Source organism: Butyrivibrio sp. (assembly GCF_015056685.1).
Lineage (GTDB): Bacteria > Bacillota > Clostridia > Lachnospirales > Lachnospiraceae > Butyrivibrio.
Map to the genome: position 1 here is coordinate 42,315 of NZ_SVFW01000012.1, position 17,314 is coordinate 59,628.

Genomic DNA, 17,314 nt, shown 5'->3' on the forward strand with positions numbered 1-17,314 from the left:
GGAGTTTTAAGTTGTTGTTACCCTTTAACGGCGCCACTGACACCCTCTGAGTAATACTTCTGAGTACATAGGAATAGTGTTGCTAGCGCTATCTGAGCAAGCTCCCTTACATTATTTCCATAACTATTCTAATATTGATAGTTATGGAAATTTAATCATCAAAGTGATATACATAACTAGTGTTCCTAATTAACCTTATTTCACATTTCTACTTAGTCATTCCAAATTCCTTCATTAAACTGTCAAACCTTGCTTGCTCCTTTTCCTTGATTGGCTTGGAAAGGTCGTTCACACAATGATGGATTACATCCGCATCCTTGAGTACTTCATCCATAGGACTGTCTACAGTCAGCTTATCATCATGGTGATATATTGCTGAGCAGATAATGTCTGTCTCCTCAGGTGTTGTCAGTTCAAGCTTTGTAAGGATCTTTTTGGCATAATCGGCACCAAGATGAGCATGGTCGTCATAAGAGCCGGTCTTATAAGCATGCATGTCATGAAGCATGGCAGCCATAGCCGCAAGCTCCGGATCCAGGCCTCTTTTCTTGGCAATCATCTGCGCAGCAAGCGATACACCATAAAGATGCGCTATTGCACTTGTCCTTTTATCCTCGTCTTCCATCTTGTTAAGCTTCTTATCAACATACTGTCTTAAGTCTTTTAATCTACTCATAAAGCCCCCTTATCCTGTATATGAGTTATGGTTCTTCCAGGTATCTGACCTCTTTACCGTGTGCTATCGCGTATTCAATCTCACTCTTAGTGCTAGTTCCCACATAGCCTCCAACGTTGATTACATATATGGAATCTGCCATATCGATTTTCCTCTTGTGCATGTCATCTAGCATCTCTTTTGTCTTAGTAAGCGTTCCCTCGTCCATGTTTTCCCAGACTTCCTGATCTCCGGAATGACCAAACAAGCCTACGCTGATGACAATGTTGCCTTCAAGAGTAAGCCTCTTCTGTGCTTCCATGAACTGATCTTTAAACCTAGTGCTTCCGCACAATGTTATTACCGGATATTTCCCCTGCATGTCATTTTCCTCCATCAAATTACCATTATCAGTGTCCCTGCTCCAATAAGCACACATCCGATCAAAGACTTCGCCGTAAACTCCTCATGTAAAAAGACAAATGCCAGCACCAGCGTGATTACTACACTCAGCTTATCAATAGGCACTACTTTTGAAGCTTCACCCATCTGCAGCGCTTTGTAATAACACAGCCATGACGCTCCTGTAGCAAGTCCTGACAGAATCAAAAAGATCCAGCTCTTTCTACTGATCGAACTTATACCGCCCTGAGCACTTGTAATAAACACCATAACCCAGGCCATTACCACCACAACACAGGTCCTTATCGCTGTAGCCAGATTAGAATCAACTCCCTCAATGCCGACCTTGGCAAGTATTGATGTCAGTGCAGCAAACACTGCTGATAGAATTGCAAACAAAAACCACATATCATTTATCCCCCGCTAACATTACTCTGTAATCTCTATCTGATTTCCTTCAATTGCAACGATGCAGCTTTCATAATATCCATCGCCAGTTGTCCTTGGACCACTGACCACTTCAAAGCCATCATTCTTAAGACGATCAGTCAGCTCATCAACTTTTTCAGATCCCTAAAAATCCCAAAGCATTCTCTGACCATATTATTTGGAAGATACCAAGGAACTGTATACGCTGCTATTCCGTAAACCTCGTTATCTGTAAGCTTCCTCGCTAAATGCACTCCCCTGAACACATGAAAATTATTGGTCACAACACCAATCGTCAGACCATCCCTATCACCTATTATTTCAAGAGAATTGGCTATATTCTGAACTGTATCAACTGCATTCGTTTCAGCTATGATTCTGTTTTCCACAATTCCTTTTGAGACTAGATACTCTTTTCCACCTTCTCCTTCACTTACTGATTCGTTATTCCCTTTAGCTCCGGAAACAATACATACTGTATCCGGATTCTGTATGAGATAATCATAAGCAGCATCAAGCCTGTATTTAAAAATAATGCTCGGTCCACTATTCCTCATCTGTGCGCCAAGCACAACTATGTAATCAAGGTCATCCTGTCCCTTATCATTAAAATGACTTATCATCGCAATTATGCATAGCATAAAAGCCACCATAATAGCCGCTATGCAAACATTCACTATCCTTCGCACTAGTATCGGAACCCTTTTCCATCTATCTTTCCCGGAGAACCAGAATATTGTTCCAAAAAACAATGCTCCAATAAGCCATATCACAAAAGAAAAAGTTCCGCTTCCCACAAAATAGATACTCCCAGAATACAATAGACATATTCCAATTAGTAACAACCATATCAATCTTTTCTTCATATCTCAATAACATATCCTCAGCTACGATTCTTTCTATAGGTCTCAATTTCTTCCGCTATTGTGTTATAGTCTCTCTCAAACAATTCCTCATATGCCTGCTTCCACAGGATTTCACCGGGAACTTTTTCAATGAGCTTTTCCTGAACGAACAGCTTACTCTTTTCTTTATATTTGGGAAGATCATTTCTCTCTAAAAGATGATTTAACTCAGTCCTCCACAGAATGGAGATTTTCCTCTTATCCTTGACTCTGGGATTTTCCTCTGCTTGTCTCATCACATAAAAGTCAGGCGCACCGCTCTCGTCAGCTTCAACAGTGATAATCCCCCACCAGTCAGGTACATGTTCCTTTACATGAGCTGCGTGTGATGAACCAACAACAATAATGTTACGATCATAGTACCAGTTGTAGTTCTTGACTTGTTTCTCAAGCCTGGCATATGTATCAGCATCGCTTTTGATCTCTATGCCGTACAGAAAATCCGGTGTAATCATGACGACGTCTGCTCTGGCACTGCCGGTTCTTTTCTCCTCAAGAATCCTCACTTTTCCAAATGAGTCTTCCAGAAAATCAAACAATGGTTCCCGGATATCCTTATCATAAAAAATGTCCTTACTCATCTATAGTCCTTACTTTATCTCTAAAACAACATCACCATTACCAAGAAGCTGTGTCAGCTCTTCCTCAGATAGATCAATATGCCCAAGCTTAGTATATGCCCAGGAATTTGAACCATAGAAAACCACAATCTGATTTCCTGAATAAAGCACGATATCCCCAAACTCTGTTGTGATCTGCTTATCATCCCGGCTTATGCTCTGACCTATTGGTCCAACCTGCTCAAAGCCGCCATACATTGACATGTTTACTTTGAGAGGGCAGATTTCCTTCAGCTCATTTACCGAGGCATTATCCTCCCATGTAACCGGCATTTCTTTTCCATCAATAGAAAGTGTCATAGCTGTCTCTTTTGCCTCCTCTGTAACAACCTCTCCCATCCAGTCGATGATTCCACCAAACTCAAAGACATTGATATATCCCATATCAAAAAGTTTCTGTGCTGCCTCTTTGCTGCGCCTTCCACTCCTGCAATAAACAAGAATTATCTGTTCAAGATCAGGAAGTTCCGATGGCATAGAATCAGTAATGCTTTCATTAGGGATACATATAGCTCCTGGAATGTGCCCTTCATCATACTCATCCTGGCGCCTGACATCCACAATCACATGGCCATCATTAAGATCCATCATCAGCTTTGCTGTTTCCTGATCAATCTGCGTGTAACTGTCTTTTTCGTTCTTGGACGCAAGAAAAACAGATGTCGGTCCATCAGCCCTACCGATAATTGTTACATCCGATTCAGTTTTAGATCCACAGCCCGTCAATACCATTGCTAGCGTAAGCATCCCCAGGGTTAAATATCTTCTTTTCACTTAATGGTCTCCTCAGTCATTACCCCATAAAATCAATACTTTCTTCATATACTTTTAACTCCCCTAATTATATGCAAAAAAGTACTTCGACGCTATATGAGACGGCTAGTTTAATCCATCAAAAAAGAGTGTAGTTAACGTGAGCTACACCCTTTATAAATCAAAAACATCTATATTTATTCTTCATTCATAGGTTTTATAACGAGACTAATGTACGCACTCCTATTATATAAGACTCTTCCCACTTCAATGCGACCAGCCCTGATTCTATAAAAAGCGCTGTACTTCTTGTGGGTAACATAATAAATACCGGTAAAAATATCATCGTAATACAGGCGTTCACCAGTTTTAGGCCGTTTACTGACATTCTTTAGCTTTTTTCTTAAATCGGCAATATACTTATCAGCAATGTCAAAATCAGCTAAAGCTATCGGCGAGTAAACTATTTCATAATCCATCTCAGCCTTCTAGCCTCCTACGCCTGTTTTTAAAATGTTCAGCGACCTCATCGTCTCTAATCCATCCTTCCTCTTCTCCAGAAGCGAATCCCGCATTGAGTTCACTGACGAGTTTAACTATAGCCCTTGCTTTGTCAAAAATTTCGTCATCCTCTATACTATGTATGCTATACTCGCCTCGACCATTTTTAGTCAGGTAAACCGGTTTACCCGCTTCCACTTTATCCAAGACCTGTCCATAATTGCGTAATTCAGAAATAGGTGCAATTGTTGGCATAATATCACCTCCGTTTCTTAACTTTATTATAATTATTCCAGGTCACTTTTTCAGCAAATTATTCGAAAAATACTTCGAAGAATTCAAGGCCAAAAAAGAGCCGCAACGTTACAGTTCCGTTGCAGTTCTCCCAATAATATCTGCATAGGCTCTCTCATCATCAGGCAAAAGAAAAGACGTATAAACCACCGGTCTATACGCCCTCATGACTATTAGTTATCTTTTGAATATATATCTTACGATTATTTTTTATATTTAAAAATATCCATATCCGCTATTTGTGCAATTCCCTTGGAAATGGCTTCTTCATAGCTTACATCTTCATACAGAAGTTTCTTTGTAATATTGTTATAGTCAGATTCGTAAAAACGACTGCTAATGATTTCCTTAAGCATCGCAGGAATATCGTGTTCCGGCTGCGCTGCCGGATTGTTCTTTGACTGCATCCTGTCATCACGGACATCATCAATTAAAGCATCCAACTCCGGTGTTATCTTAATTTCCGGCAAGAGCTTTGCTATATCATACAAATGCCTTGAGTCTCTGTCCTGCATATCCTGCAGGCGATAATCACATATAGCAAATACCTTATCGATAAACGTACGCTCCAGAGATTGAACCTGCATATTTACTAAAGCTTCCTCAAAAGGAATCGGTAGTTTAACTCCACGTTTTTCACAAAACTTTCCAACAAAGCTTCCAACTGCATGAGTCTCGACAGGATATACTTCCTGATAAAAACTCGTTTCAACTATAAGTTCAAGCGGAATATCGCTAAAAAGCGATTCATACATAAAGATATATTTGTTGTAGCTGTGCCGGGACTGGATATCATCCGCGTTTGACAGTACGAGCCCTAATTCTTCTGAAGAAGAGCAAATAAGCTTCTTCGTCTTTTTCTTCTCCGACTCTGTAGGCTTTCTGTTCATAGACAAATCTATATCTTCCGAAAATCTGTCTATCAGTCCATATGCCTTGGACAACGAAGTACCGCCTTTAAATACAAATGGTAACTCACTCTTTGAAAGTTTGAAAAGAATCATGGACTGAATCGTATCCTTTTCAATCATCTGTGTTTGACGGTGTTCTTCTGCAGCAACGGTTTCAATGATTTCCGTCCACTCCTCTTTATACTCTTTATACCAACTCACCCATCAAACCTCCATCATAAATATTTCTGTATACACGATCCGGATACAATGGCAGATATTTCTTGACAATGGAAAAATCAATTCCAACCGTTTCAACGTATTTTTTAAGCTTATTCACTAGCTCCGCACCACTGATCTCACTATATTTGTCGATCACCGACATTAAATCCAAAAATTGCAGTGCCGTTTTATTTTCCTCGTTAATATCTGCAACCGGTTTATAGACAACAATTGTGTTTCCATCAATTTCCTGCTTTCGTTGCTTCGTGCTAGCCTCATTACTGCATACCTCATAACAAGCCGGATTCTGTGTTGTAAAGCCATATTTATTAGCCATCTGAAGCCCTGTAATGTAGCCGGATGCTTTTCCATCAGTCTCTAAATACTTCTTTTCTATATATTTATCAACCGATATTTTACCCTTTGTTCCAAGTATCGTAATATAGGAAAGATAATAGACGCCATTATACAGACGTTCCAGTTTCCCTTCGTCTACAAGCTTTTTCATCTCCTGCCTAAGATAATCTTTGGATTCTCCGGGGAGTTCACTTAAAAATATGGGTTCGCCATTTTTAAAATTTTCAATTATATAATCATATACCAATCTGCTCACCTCACATTCTTGAAATTATCCATTTCACTTTTATAATATGCTCAATACTGAATTATATCAAGTAAAATATTTGTTAATTGCAGATGCAGAATAAGTCTTCCCTTCAGGATCGCACTTTTTGCGATTCTCTTTAGCTTTCCTAAGCAATTCTGCCTCATTCATCAATGCACCTTCTTCAATGCTCTTTTTTTACTGATTGCTTTAAGGTTCCTTTTGCCTCAGAAATGCGCATCAGATTCCTTGACTCTTTTCTTTTCCAAGTCCTCTTTTTACATAAATTCATGCTCTCTAGCTTTAAAAAAGTCATAGAAATATCGCACATTTTCCAGCTCGTTCCATTTTGCTATCCTGCAATCAGGTGTATCAAGGTTGTAAATCTTAGCATCAGACAATGTCCCCAGCATAAATGGAGAGTGCGTTGCAATAATAAACTGGCAGCCTAAAAGGTGTGACATCCTATTTAACTCTTCCGCAAGTCTAACCTGGTTCGCAGGTGACAAAGAAACCTCCGGCTCGTCCAAAAGATAAAGGCTATCCGGAACAAGATTGTCCTCAAAATACTGAATTGCTGTTTCTCCATTTGAATATTTTTCCTGTCCAAACATGATATAGCCGATTTGTCTGCTTCCTTCTTTTGTTCGCAAGTACTTTTCCGCCTCATCCTTCGTTAAGCCTTTTTGGACATAGTCATAAACCATTCCCTCAGACAAAACACGTTTTTGCTCGATCTTTTTGATCTCGTAGAGAATGTCCTCACTCTTGATATACCTGCTTGAGTCCGGTATTTTCTTAAACGCTCTGCCAGTTCGTTCATCATCAGCAAGACTATATCTACACTCATACGAAAACTGCCCACAGTAATCTACAGTTCCATAGGAATTAGAATTAGCATATTCCTTCCCCTTTAGCATCAGCTTATTTGCAATTACATTCAGGATTGTGGACTTACCTGAGCCATTGTTGCCATACAAAATGGTTATTGATGAAAAGACAAACGGCTCTATATCTTTATCTTTGAATACATTGTAAGGATATATATTGGGATTTTTTAATTTTCGATTACTCAACATAAAGCTTGAAAGATAGATCATAGCTCCTCAAATAAACTCCTCAATTTTATGCCTGACATCATACTTTTCACACAGCATGTCTCATATAGCCATTCGATTCCAAAGCTTCTCAAAGCCTCTAATTCTATTATATTTATTAGTTGTCCCATAAAAAGGACATACGCAAAATAAGTCTGGCCTAGGGCAATAATCGCCTTCTTGGAATCACCATTCATAACTATCAGATAGCATGCATAACGAGAAAGTTCATAATCTTCAATTGATTTTGGTGCAATTCCCGCCTCAACCATTTTGCCCACTTGGGCAAAATGGTCATCAATACTGGCTTCGCTGTTGTTGCAAGCCGTTTTCGCTTTATTTAATACTCTTTTAAATTTCGCCCATGATGCATATTCAAGGGCATATTGCAGTTCCTTTGCATACCAAAACTCCTGTCCATACTCGTTCCCTAACTTTTCTATCACCCAATCTCCCACACAACTGTCACAGTATCTGAAACCTCTATATCATCTGGCTCAATGTCCATATCAAAAGAGCCATCACATTCAGCTGCCATAACAGTATTGCAAATCATATCCCTGCGCATTGGTGCATATTCAAATTGAATCTCACCCCAAGAATAGTCAATATTCTTGATATCCTTTAAGTTCACACCTGCAGCCATAGTAAGAACTTCAGCCTTAGCCTTGGCATCTGCTACAGCCTTACCCAACAGCTCATTTTTGGATGCTTCCGGATCTTTTACCGTATAGCTGAGTCTGAAATCAGGATGTATTTCTTTTGCGTTAGCCAGGGCGTAAAGTATTTTGCCGAGCCTTGTATTGTCTGAATCAAATTCCACCTTAACTACATGTTTGAACTCATAGCCCACAAAGCGCTCTCTCCAGTTCTTATCTTTGGTCTGATAGCTCTCATATTTGGTATCTACGTTGAACAGAACAGTCTTAACATCAGTTCTATCAAAGCCCTGTTTCTCAAGGATATCCTTCAGAGCTTCAGTATCATTTGAAGACTTCTCAAGAGTCTTGTCGTATTCCTTGTTCTGTCCCTCCAGAGTTATTGTAATTCTTGTCATATCAGGTCTTACCTTAAGATTTCCCTTGCCAGTTACCTTTATCGTTCTCTCGTTTGCCATAATTACTTTTCCTCCTTTGATATCTCTACAATTGCCTTAATAAGGTCTTTTCTCAGTAAAAAGTTCTCGCTCCAAGGATTTATCATGATTCCTGCTTCAGATGTATTCCCTGCAAATCCTTCAAGCAGCTGCTCTATATCCATAACTAATGTATCTGAGCCTGCTCCTTTCTCGTATTCTTCACGAGATGTGAATGCTACTGCCCAAACAGCTCCGTCATTGTCCTCGATGTGCTGAAACTTGAAGGAAAGATCTACATCGGTTCTGAACTCATCGCCAACGGCTACATGATCCAAATCCAACTTTTCCGTCAATGCCTGCGGTGCTATTACGGGAACAATGAACCTACCGCCTTCCTTGATTCTCCTGCAGAATGCCTGAACTACGTTTGCAAGATTCTCATGTGTCGTCTCAGCACGGAAATCTTTTACCGCAGAAAAGATAACTGAATTGCCTTCAATATCTGTATCATCAGATGAATCCCCATTTCGAATATCATCAAAAGCCTGTAAAACTTCAATCATGTCATCTCCAAGTCTGTCACAGGTTTCCACCATCATCTTTATCGGGATTCCATAAAACGCTTCTGCCATTCCGCCGGCAATGCATGTAAGCGTGTCACAATCTCCGCCAAGTGAAACCGCTGTCCTGATCACGTCTTCAAAATCCGATCCTTCAAGAAAAGCTGTGATTGCCTCCGGTACTGTTTTCTGGCAGGATTCATCATGATGATATCCAGGTCTTATCTCATCGCATGTGCGGCTCAGATCATAACAAAACTCTTTTGCGATATACTCTTTTATCTCATTCTTAGTTGCTCCGTTCCTTGCCATGAATATCGCTGCCGCTGTTGCCTCAGCCCCTTTGATTCCTTCAGGATGATTGTGCGTAACCTCAGCAGTCCACCTGGCCACTTCTCTTGTCTCTTCAATTGTGTCGTACAGCCAACCTACCGATGAAACTCTCATTGCAGAGCCATTACCATAGCTTCCATATGGCTTGGGTTTCCTGCTACCAAGCCAGTGAACAAATCTTCCGCCATATCCGGAATTGGGATACTTTTTTCCCCAAGCCTGCATCTTTTTAACCAGCTCTTCCTTGATCTCTTTTTCTCCGGAATCTTTACCTGCTGTCAAGATTGCATCTGCAACAGCTATTGTCATAACAGTATCGTCCGTGAAACGAACTCTTCTGTTCCACATCTCGAAATCCTTACTCTTATTACCTCTGTCAAATTCATAAGGTGCTCCAACCATATCTCCAAGAATCGCTCCGTACATATCTGCCTCCTATCCGCTTGCGCTGTTTGCTCCCTTGTTATGAGATAAGTATAGAAAAACGAAAAGGAGAAGTGGTCACTTGCCAGGTGACTTTTCACTTCTCCTTAAAAATCCTTTATTGTAGAGCTCCCAAACACTCTTGTTTGTTCTTAAACAATGTCAGGTTTATCTCCATCATGTCATATATTCCATGGCTAATATAGTATCCAACTATCAAATCAAACTTACTGCTAGGCGATAGGGCAATTCCGGCTCTTTGCAAAAGATCTGTCGTCTCATCCATAGAAAGTTCAAGCGCTATAGCAAATGCTACGGCCGTCTTCTTACTTGGCTTATAATGCTTCTTAGTCTTGATATCGGAAAATACCTTCTTCGTTATGTTGGCTTTCTTGTAAACCGATACATCATCCAATCCACTCTTATCAATCAGTTGGAATAGCTTTTCCTGAAAGCTCTCTGACGGAGAATCCAAAAGTTCATCCAAACTCATGCCTTCAGGTGCAGCCATAGCCATCAGTTTCATTTCTGGCGCACCATCTTCAAATTCCTCTAAAGCTCCTGCATCAGCGCAAGTCTCACATCCATCAACACTTCCTATCTCATCAAGACCATATCTTGCACGTAGTCTTGCGTTCCTTACACCTCTGTCGCCGTATTCTCGATGATAGCTGCGCTTCACATAGTTCTCATCAATATAACCCTGAACATCAGAGTAGACCTTTCCGGATAATTCGAAAGCTTTTCTATCAAACACAACCAGGATAATAGACATCTCGTGTTCAAAAAGGAACTGCTGTATAACAGATGTCGCTATCTGAAGCGCCTTATCCTTAGGGAACCCATATACTCCGGTAGCGATAAGTGGAAAAGCAATACTATTGCAGCCATTCTCCAAGGCTAAATTCAAGGACTTCTCATAACAGCTTCTAAGTACATCGAACTCACCTTTATCGCCGCCCTCCCACCATGGGCCGCTGGCATGGATAATGTATTTCGCATTCAGATTAAATGCCGGAGTAATACCTACTTCACCAGGTTCAAGTCTTCCGATCTTCTTTCGTTCAGCAAGAAGCTCCTCTTCCCCTGCAGCTTTATATATGGCAGAATCAACGCCACCACCAATAGCTACTTCTGGATTAGCAGTGTTTACTATGACGTCTGCTTTTACTTTTGTAATATCATTCCTGATAATTTGAAATGGCATTTAGTCCTCCACAAATGCATTCGTAATTGTTGATGTCCGCCCTATTATTTTCACAGGCGTTGGCATTCTAAAAACATTTTTCACCATTACTCACTATCCTCATCCATCGTCTCAATCAAGAAACTCACTGGCCTAAATCCGTCATTACAGGAAATCATCGCGGACTTAGGATTCTTCATCCAGCCATCATAAAAGTTTTCTCCGCCATGGGCTAATGTCATCACAAAAGGCGAAACTGTCTCCCATGCACTTTCACAGAAACCTTCCGGTCTTTCCCATCCATTGCAGACAAAAGTCTGTCCGAGCTTCATGAAACAAGCATGTTCTATTGGGTTTTCATACTCTGCCATAAGATCCTCATACTTGGCAATCTTCTTAACCGTGATTCTAACCTTCTTCATATCTCACACCTTTAATGGCCACTCAGAGCCAACGTCCAGTCCATTCTCCGTAAGCCAGTCATCTTCAACTGACACAAGTTTCTCATTCCCAGCATCATCCACAAGAGTAACTGATACCTTAGGCTTCTGTCCCGACTGTAATTCCTCGCAGCCATAATCCCCATCAAATATCTGCTTTATTTTCCACATATCTTCTTAAAATCCTTCCTCATAACACAAGCCATCATCCTTTCCTATAACAACCCTTTTTATCATTATATGAAATCCCACTTGTATTTGCTTTATTTTTCTTTCATAATATTTCTGTGGAAAAATCATGTCTTTAGCGATCTAACATGAAGAACATAACCTGATGGTATCTGTCTTGGAGAATAACCTGTTATGCCTTTAAACACACGGTTAAAATTTCTAATGGTATTAAATCCTGTCTCAGCAAGCAATTCATTATAAGACATATCAGGATCTGATTCCAAAAGGTCTATAGCGTGACTTATACGTATTACATTTAGATATTGAGAAAAAGTCATGCCAGACATCGTCTTAAATGCCCTGGAAAAATATGCGTCAGACATATTCATAAATGATGCAGCATCATGAAAAGAAAGAGTATCATAATGATTATCTATCTCTGACAAAAGTCTTTTATATCTGACCACAGCAAAATAATGCTCACTGTCTTTTTGGATCATTTCTTCGTTTCTTATGACATCTACCATAAGTTCAGTTGTGATAGAATTTATCAACTCTACATAGAACAATCCTTTGTTTTGATACTCATCATAGATTTTCAAAATCCTATCCTTAATATGGTATCGGTCTTTAATAAATGGGGTCTTAAAACGGTAATCCTTACTATTATGATCCGGATTCTTTTCAAATTGAGCTATGTATATAGTGGTCCCTTCATCGCTTTCGATACTATGTATGCTCTCTCCATAGCAAAAGAGACAGTAATCTGGTGTCAATTCATAAACTCTACCTTCCAAAATTACTTTCGCTTTCCCACAGGTACATACTATAAGCTCAGTTTCAAAATGCCAGTGCGGATTTTTGTGAAGATTAAGAAATTTGTTTACATAGATATGCAAGCCTTTGTCAAAAGCAAGATGTTCAAAATTGGCAAGCATGAGAAATACCTCCATGTGAGTATATTTTAATTTTAGTTCTATCTTCTTTTACTTACAAGATTTGAGACAAATAATGTCTATAAAATGACAATAGATTTCTTTAATTCACTGTTGGCTAGTGACACAATATAGTTACACACATGGGGTGAACGAGGATATATTTTGATATTTATCCTCGTTCAAAAAGCATATGAAAAAAGATAATGTGGGGAAAGGAAGAAAAAACATGAAAAAGAAAAATCGATTATGGCTAATAATTGCTCTATGCTGCATGGTTATCAGCATTATAGGGTCAAGCCTAATTCAGACCGCAGGGGGAAAGGTCGAAATTCGAAAGCTTAACCTTGTTATCAGCAATGATGATACTTTGTATGCACAAATGTATATTCCAAAAGATGCTACTGCCGATCACAAATTACCTCTTGTAGTCCTTCAACACGGTAGTCAACACAATTTGCAAATGCAAGACATGAATATGGTAGAGCTTGCAAGACGTGGCTTCATTGTTATTTCAGGTGATGCTCTTGGGCACGGATCATCTACTCCTCGTGGTATGGTTAACAATCCGGCTCTTAATTTTGCTAATGTTCAGATTCTTATTGATTATGCCTGTGCTAACATGGACAACATTGACACAAGCAAAATTGGTATCTGCGGTCATTCTATGGGAGCAGCAATCATACTGAGCACATTACAGCACTATGTAGAGGAAGGTTATAAAGGCGGAGAGAATAAAATTGCCGCAGCTCTCGAAATCGGTTATGATCCCGCTTATGAAGCTTGGGAATTCGATGGTGTGGACGGCCCAGTTTATGCCGACAGCAATTGGGGAGTAATCGCAGGCAAATATGATGAGTATTTCTTCCGTCAGGAAGATACAAATAATGATCCGGCGCATATACTTGAAAGTCAGGCCGCACTTAATTTTGTTCGTCAGGCTGATCCAAGTGCGCAGGGACCTGTTGAAGAAGGAAAATACTATACCGGTCAGATAAATGGTAAAACCGTATCACGTGTATATTACCAGAATCCTGAAATACATCCACAAAATGTATTCTCACGTAATACTTCTCATGATGTAATTGAGTTCTTTTATAATACACTTGGAACCCCTGATGGTCATGAAAATATTAGTCCAGACAATCAGGTATGGCTTATCAAACAGCTCTTTAATCTCCTTGGACTTATAGGTATGCTCCTGTTCTTATTCCCATTCGCATGTTGGATCATGGACGCAGTACCATTCTTCTCAAGTCTTCGTGCTGATAAAGAACTCCCTCCTGCTCCAGCCCTGACAACAGCAAAGAGCAAGGTTATTTATTGGATATTCTTTTGTATTAATATGCTTCTTCCAGCAGCACTTGCAATGCCGGTAATGCACAATCTTATCGGAAAAGAATCGTTTGCTCCGGCAACAGCAAATAGTTGGTTTGGTGAAGGATCAACAAATGAAATAGCTGCATGGGCTTTAATCTCTGGTGCATGCATCCTCATTGTTTTCCTGATCAACTACTTTGTGTTTAGCAAAAAAGATGGTGCAACACCTGAAACCTGGGGAATAAAGATATCTGTTGGTAACTTCTTTAAGAGTTTACTGCTCGCATTTATTACATTCCTCACAGTATATTTGATCGTATTCGTAGCAGATTTCTTCTTTACAACAGATTTTAGATTCTGGCTTATCGCAATGAGAACTTTCAATGCCAACAAAGTCCTTTACTGGATTGCTTATGTACCAGCATTTATTATTTTCTACCTTGTTAACAATATCATGGTAAATGGTGGAAACCGCGTTGATGGAAGACCAGACTGGGTCGTAACACTTGTGAGCTGCCTTGCAAATGCATGTGGTATCGTATTGCTTCTTGCCATTCAGTATATTGTCTATATTAATACTGGAGCATTTACCTTCAATGCCATGCGTACACATAATCTGTTCCCATTTGTTGTACTTGTTCCAGCTGCAACAATCATCACAAGAAAGTATTTCAAGGAAAATGGAAATATTTATCTTGGTGCCTTTACCATAGGTATGATATACACTATGATGCAGGTCACTCAAGTAGCTATGAACACTGGCCTTATTAATGGCTAAAAAAAATGAACATGTAGAAAGCTGCAGTTACTATATGCTTTCTACATGTTCTTTTATTGCTTTCAAAAAGCCCTCACGCCGATGGCAAATAATAAATCTTGCCATTTTTAGAGATAAGTTGAGCTTCCTTATCATACAGAAGCGTATTGTCCTTTATTTGGTCTCTTGATTTAGTATGCCTCCAACATCTTCTGCGCACATCTAGTAGTTACCTCTATGTAATACTTGGAATCCTCAGTAGACATGCTGCTTGAATCATACTTGTCTATCTTTTCTGCAAAATCAGCATACTTCTGCATCATTTCACCGTACTCTCCCAGCATAGAGACCATATTGTTGGGATCAGAGTTATACTTCTTCATAAACTCAACATACTGATCCACAAATTCTTCATAGCTATCCAGAAAAGCTTTCAGGTCTGGATCAACACCACTTGTCCGCTCTTTCTCCTGAACTTCCTGTGGCTGTTCCTCCTGTTTCTGTTCTTCCTGACTCGACTCAGCTGCTTCATCTACTTTCTCACCAGTAACTGCTTTTTCTTCATTGATAATTGCAGTCTCTTCTTTTGTTTCGGTCTTACTTTCAACAGTACTGGATGATTTTTCTTCATCAACAGACTTCTCTTCCTCTTTCGTTGTAGAGCTTGAAGCATATTCCTCAGGTGGCATTGTAAACAGTCCATACTTCTTAGCCTGTCCAACTCCGGCAACAAGGCAGAATGCGGCCAGTATAAGCGCAATGATGGTAAAACCCTTAAGCTTATACCTCCTACTAAGGCAGAAAATCGATCCTGCAATAATTCCTGCTGACAAAATGATTGTCAGAATAGCAGGATCAGAGCTGAAGTCCAATATAGCAAGGATCAGGAGGATAATCCCAAAGAACTTTCCAAACTTATCCAAACCTGATGGCTGTGGCTCCTGGACAGGCGGCTGCTGAGTATAAGTATTCTGCTGAAAAGCTACTGGTTCTCTGCTTTGCGGCTGAACATTTTGAGTTTCCGCAACCCTATCAGGTGTAACACTGCTTCCCACCTGCGTTCCACAATTAGGACAGAACTTTGTTCCATCCGGTACTTCATTTCCACAATTCATACAAAAAGCCATAATAAGACCCTCTCTTTCTCTTATTTACTGTGATAAGTTATAAGGATGTTCGAATTCTTCGGAAAAATATCCCCTTCTTCAAATTCCTCGTTACCATTGATTGTTATAGTTTCAACCTGACCATTCTTTCGCTGGTTGAAAAGTCCAAGATCTCCCAACGGCAGTGAATTAACATTGGTAAAGCCGGCACTCCTGAATATCATAGCCACGCTATTATAATTTTTCCCTGAACAATCCAGCATCTGTGCTGTGATGATGGCATCATTGGGGCTGACATACTTGGACTTCTTCTTTTTCTTGTCATCACTCTTCATGTAAGTAAACATCGCTATATATGCACCAATTATGATTCCCCACATGCCGCCAAGAGGAGCAAATATGCAAATGATTGCTCCGACAAGAACAAATACTAATGCCACACCATAGGCAACCAGCGTAGATTTTCTTCCACGGTTACTCTCTTTTTCTTCAAGTTCCAGTTCACGAAGTCTTAGTATACGTTCCGTCTCAGCTTCTTTTATCCTGGCTTCGTCAATATTTCGATAAATATGCTCATTATCGTTATGAACCATGACCTTGGCTCCACAATAAGAGCAAAAAGCAAATTCTCTTGAATTATCTATTGATAACTCAGCCCCACAATCCGGACATTTAATGGATATAAACTGAATTGCCATACCCTCACCTCTCTTCTTTCTCTCCCGGTCTTATTACCTTGTAGCCATATGACTCAAGGGCTGCAATTACTTCAGGAGTAATGTTCACATTAAAATCAGCGTTTTTCATGCCTTCACGTTCAATGATCCTGTGAAGATCATCTACGGAAACATCCATCACTTCCGCAATTCTCCGAAGATTATCCCTATCCGGTAGACCGCCATCTGTCTCCCACTTGGCTATTGCTGATTTTGAGACTCCAACTTTATCTGCCAGTTCCTCCTGGGTCAGTCGCATATGTTTTCTTCTGGCCGATATATACTGCCCTAAACTTAATCTCTGCTCCATGAAACTCTCCTATTATATGGTAGGTACTGTATTTCCCCTTATCAAATTACTTTTTGTTTACGTTGCGTAAGCTCGTACCGGATTCCTATTAATACAATATCAATTTGGGCAAAGAAAAATCCCCACCAAAATGGTGGGGAAAATCATCATCCTTCATTCTTCAGTTGTAAGTTTCTTGAGCCCTTGCTTCATCAGCATCTCATCTATCTCGTACATATCAAAAATGCGGTTGTTGACGGCAACTATCATGCAAGCGTCTCTGGGATCCTTTGCATACAGTTCGCTGAGTCCATACAATTTCAATGCTCTGTTGGTTTCATCCCAGTTAAAATGCCCTGCCAGGCAAAGCCTGATGATCAGATCTCTGTCCTTTGTATGTTTTTCCATAGTAACAATCTTGCTGCCATAGGATTCAGTGACTCCGGCAAAAGAGTATACATCCTTAAGCTTGATGTTCTTCTCATCCAGGACATCTTTCATGTAATAGTAAAATGCCTTTTTCTCATCAGCCATGTACTTGCTGTTATCTTTAAGATATGAATCAAGCTGATCCGGCTTCATATTTTCAAGAAGATTGTTAAGTTCATTTGTTGATTTCTTTTGCAAC

General features: G+C 39.9%; 22 protein-coding genes and 2 pseudogenes. 1 reads left to right on the forward strand and 23 read right to left on the reverse strand.

Annotated features, from left to right (window positions below; all coding sequences use genetic code 11):
- Nucleotides 1-208 precede the first annotated feature (208 nt).
- From E7303_RS06020 to E7303_RS06110, 19 genes and pseudogenes are all read right to left on the reverse strand, one after another.
- Nucleotides 209-676 (reverse strand): HD domain-containing protein, encoded by a 468-nt coding sequence (locus E7303_RS06020; RefSeq protein ID WP_292144300.1) that lies wholly within the window; start codon nt 674-676, stop codon nt 209-211.
- Between the two features lie 25 nt (nt 677-701).
- Nucleotides 702-1,037, reverse strand: coding sequence for a hypothetical protein (locus tag E7303_RS06025; protein WP_074892164.1), 336 nt, complete (start codon nt 1,035-1,037; stop codon nt 702-704).
- A gap of 14 nt (nt 1,038-1,051) precedes the next feature.
- Nucleotides 1,052-1,465 carry an EamA family transporter gene (locus E7303_RS06030; RefSeq protein WP_074892142.1) on the reverse strand — a complete coding sequence of 138 codons (414 nt, stop codon included), beginning with the start codon at nt 1,463-1,465 and terminating at the stop codon, nt 1,052-1,054.
- Nucleotides 1,466-1,486: 21 nt separating this feature from the next.
- Nucleotides 1,487-1,624, reverse strand: a pseudogene (locus E7303_RS18065) (VOC family protein); the annotation flags it as partial.
- Nucleotides 1,606-2,352 (reverse strand): YdcF family protein, encoded by a 747-nt coding sequence (locus E7303_RS18010; protein WP_334298569.1) that lies wholly within the window; start codon nt 2,350-2,352, stop codon nt 1,606-1,608. The pseudogene E7303_RS18065 and the gene E7303_RS18010, both read right to left, overlap by 19 nt.
- Nucleotides 2,353-2,369: 17 nt before the next feature.
- Nucleotides 2,370-2,960 (reverse strand): sce7726 family protein, encoded by a 591-nt coding sequence (locus E7303_RS06045; protein WP_292144336.1) that lies wholly within the window; start codon nt 2,958-2,960, stop codon nt 2,370-2,372.
- 21 nt (nt 2,961-2,981) lie between these two features.
- The gene (locus tag E7303_RS06050; protein ID WP_292144301.1) at nt 2,982-3,785 is read right to left on the reverse strand and encodes a cyclophilin-like fold protein; all 804 of its coding nucleotides are present in this window, start codon (nt 3,783-3,785) and stop codon (nt 2,982-2,984) included.
- A 176-nt stretch (nt 3,786-3,961) separates the two neighbouring features.
- The gene (locus E7303_RS06055) at nt 3,962-4,243 is read right to left on the reverse strand and encodes a type II toxin-antitoxin system RelE/ParE family toxin (RefSeq protein WP_292144302.1); all 282 of its coding nucleotides are present in this window, start codon (nt 4,241-4,243) and stop codon (nt 3,962-3,964) included.
- A 1-nt stretch (nt 4,244) separates the two neighbouring features.
- The gene (locus E7303_RS06060) at nt 4,245-4,520 is read right to left on the reverse strand and encodes a type II toxin-antitoxin system prevent-host-death family antitoxin (RefSeq protein ID WP_292144303.1); all 276 of its coding nucleotides are present in this window, start codon (nt 4,518-4,520) and stop codon (nt 4,245-4,247) included.
- 242 nt (nt 4,521-4,762) lie between these two features.
- Nucleotides 4,763-5,671, reverse strand: a complete 909-nt coding sequence (locus tag E7303_RS06065) for a nucleotidyl transferase AbiEii/AbiGii toxin family protein (protein WP_292144304.1) — start codon at nt 5,669-5,671, stop codon at nt 4,763-4,765.
- A complete protein-coding gene (locus E7303_RS06070) occupies nt 5,658-6,275 on the reverse strand; it encodes a hypothetical protein (RefSeq protein ID WP_074892158.1) in 618 nt (205 codons plus the stop codon). The genes E7303_RS06065 and E7303_RS06070 overlap by 14 nt, the downstream gene beginning before the upstream one ends.
- 278 nt (nt 6,276-6,553) lie before the next feature.
- A complete protein-coding gene (locus tag E7303_RS06075; RefSeq protein ID WP_292144305.1) occupies nt 6,554-7,375 on the reverse strand; it encodes an AAA family ATPase in 822 nt (273 codons plus the stop codon).
- Nucleotides 7,372-7,818: a BRO family protein gene (locus E7303_RS06080; RefSeq protein ID WP_292144306.1), complete on the reverse strand. Its 447-nt coding sequence runs from the start codon at nt 7,816-7,818 to the stop codon at nt 7,372-7,374. Before E7303_RS06080 ends, E7303_RS06075 begins: the two co-directional genes overlap by 4 nt.
- Nucleotides 7,815-8,489 (reverse strand): SIMPL domain-containing protein, encoded by a 675-nt coding sequence (locus E7303_RS06085; RefSeq protein ID WP_292144307.1) that lies wholly within the window; start codon nt 8,487-8,489, stop codon nt 7,815-7,817. The genes E7303_RS06080 and E7303_RS06085 overlap by 4 nt, the downstream gene beginning before the upstream one ends.
- Nucleotides 8,490-8,491: 2 nt before the next feature.
- Complete coding sequence (locus tag E7303_RS06090) at nt 8,492-9,769, reverse strand: ADP-ribosylglycohydrolase family protein (protein ID WP_292144308.1); 1,278 nt, start codon at nt 9,767-9,769, stop codon at nt 8,492-8,494.
- Nucleotides 9,770-9,884: 115 nt separating this feature from the next.
- Nucleotides 9,885-10,973 (reverse strand): macro domain-containing protein, encoded by a 1,089-nt coding sequence (locus E7303_RS06095; RefSeq protein ID WP_292144309.1) that lies wholly within the window; start codon nt 10,971-10,973, stop codon nt 9,885-9,887.
- A gap of 86 nt (nt 10,974-11,059) precedes the next feature.
- Entirely contained in the window at nt 11,060-11,374 is a 315-nt protein-coding gene (locus E7303_RS06100) for a TIGR04076 family protein (protein ID WP_292144310.1), read from the reverse strand.
- A gap of 3 nt (nt 11,375-11,377) precedes the next feature.
- Nucleotides 11,378-11,563: a hypothetical protein gene (locus E7303_RS06105; protein WP_292144311.1), complete on the reverse strand. Its 186-nt coding sequence runs from the start codon at nt 11,561-11,563 to the stop codon at nt 11,378-11,380.
- A gap of 125 nt (nt 11,564-11,688) precedes the next feature.
- Complete coding sequence (locus tag E7303_RS06110; RefSeq protein WP_292144312.1) at nt 11,689-12,501, reverse strand: AraC family transcriptional regulator; 813 nt, start codon at nt 12,499-12,501, stop codon at nt 11,689-11,691.
- A 379-nt stretch (nt 12,502-12,880) separates the two neighbouring features.
- Between E7303_RS06110 and E7303_RS18150 the strand changes: the two are divergent.
- Nucleotides 12,881-13,198 (forward strand): annotated as a pseudogene (locus E7303_RS18150) (alpha/beta hydrolase family protein); the annotation flags it as partial.
- Between the two features lie 1,568 nt (nt 13,199-14,766).
- Here the strand turns inward: E7303_RS18150 and E7303_RS06120 are convergent.
- The 4 genes from E7303_RS06120 to E7303_RS06135 all read right to left on the reverse strand — a co-directional run bounded on the left by E7303_RS06120 (nt 14,767) and on the right by E7303_RS06135 (nt 17,313).
- On the reverse strand, nt 14,767-15,702 hold the full coding sequence (locus E7303_RS06120) for a zinc ribbon domain-containing protein (RefSeq protein ID WP_292144313.1): 936 nt from the start codon (nt 15,700-15,702) through the stop codon (nt 14,767-14,769).
- Between the two features lie 20 nt (nt 15,703-15,722).
- Nucleotides 15,723-16,379 carry a hypothetical protein gene (locus tag E7303_RS06125; protein WP_292144314.1) on the reverse strand — a complete coding sequence of 219 codons (657 nt, stop codon included), beginning with the start codon at nt 16,377-16,379 and terminating at the stop codon, nt 15,723-15,725.
- A 4-nt stretch (nt 16,380-16,383) separates the two neighbouring features.
- Nucleotides 16,384-16,707, reverse strand: coding sequence for a helix-turn-helix domain-containing protein (locus E7303_RS06130; RefSeq protein ID WP_292144315.1), 324 nt, complete (start codon nt 16,705-16,707; stop codon nt 16,384-16,386).
- Nucleotides 16,708-16,860: 153 nt separating this feature from the next.
- A complete protein-coding gene (locus tag E7303_RS06135) occupies nt 16,861-17,313 on the reverse strand; it encodes a hypothetical protein (protein ID WP_292144316.1) in 453 nt (150 codons plus the stop codon).
- Between the last annotated feature and the right edge of the window lies 1 nt (nt 17,314).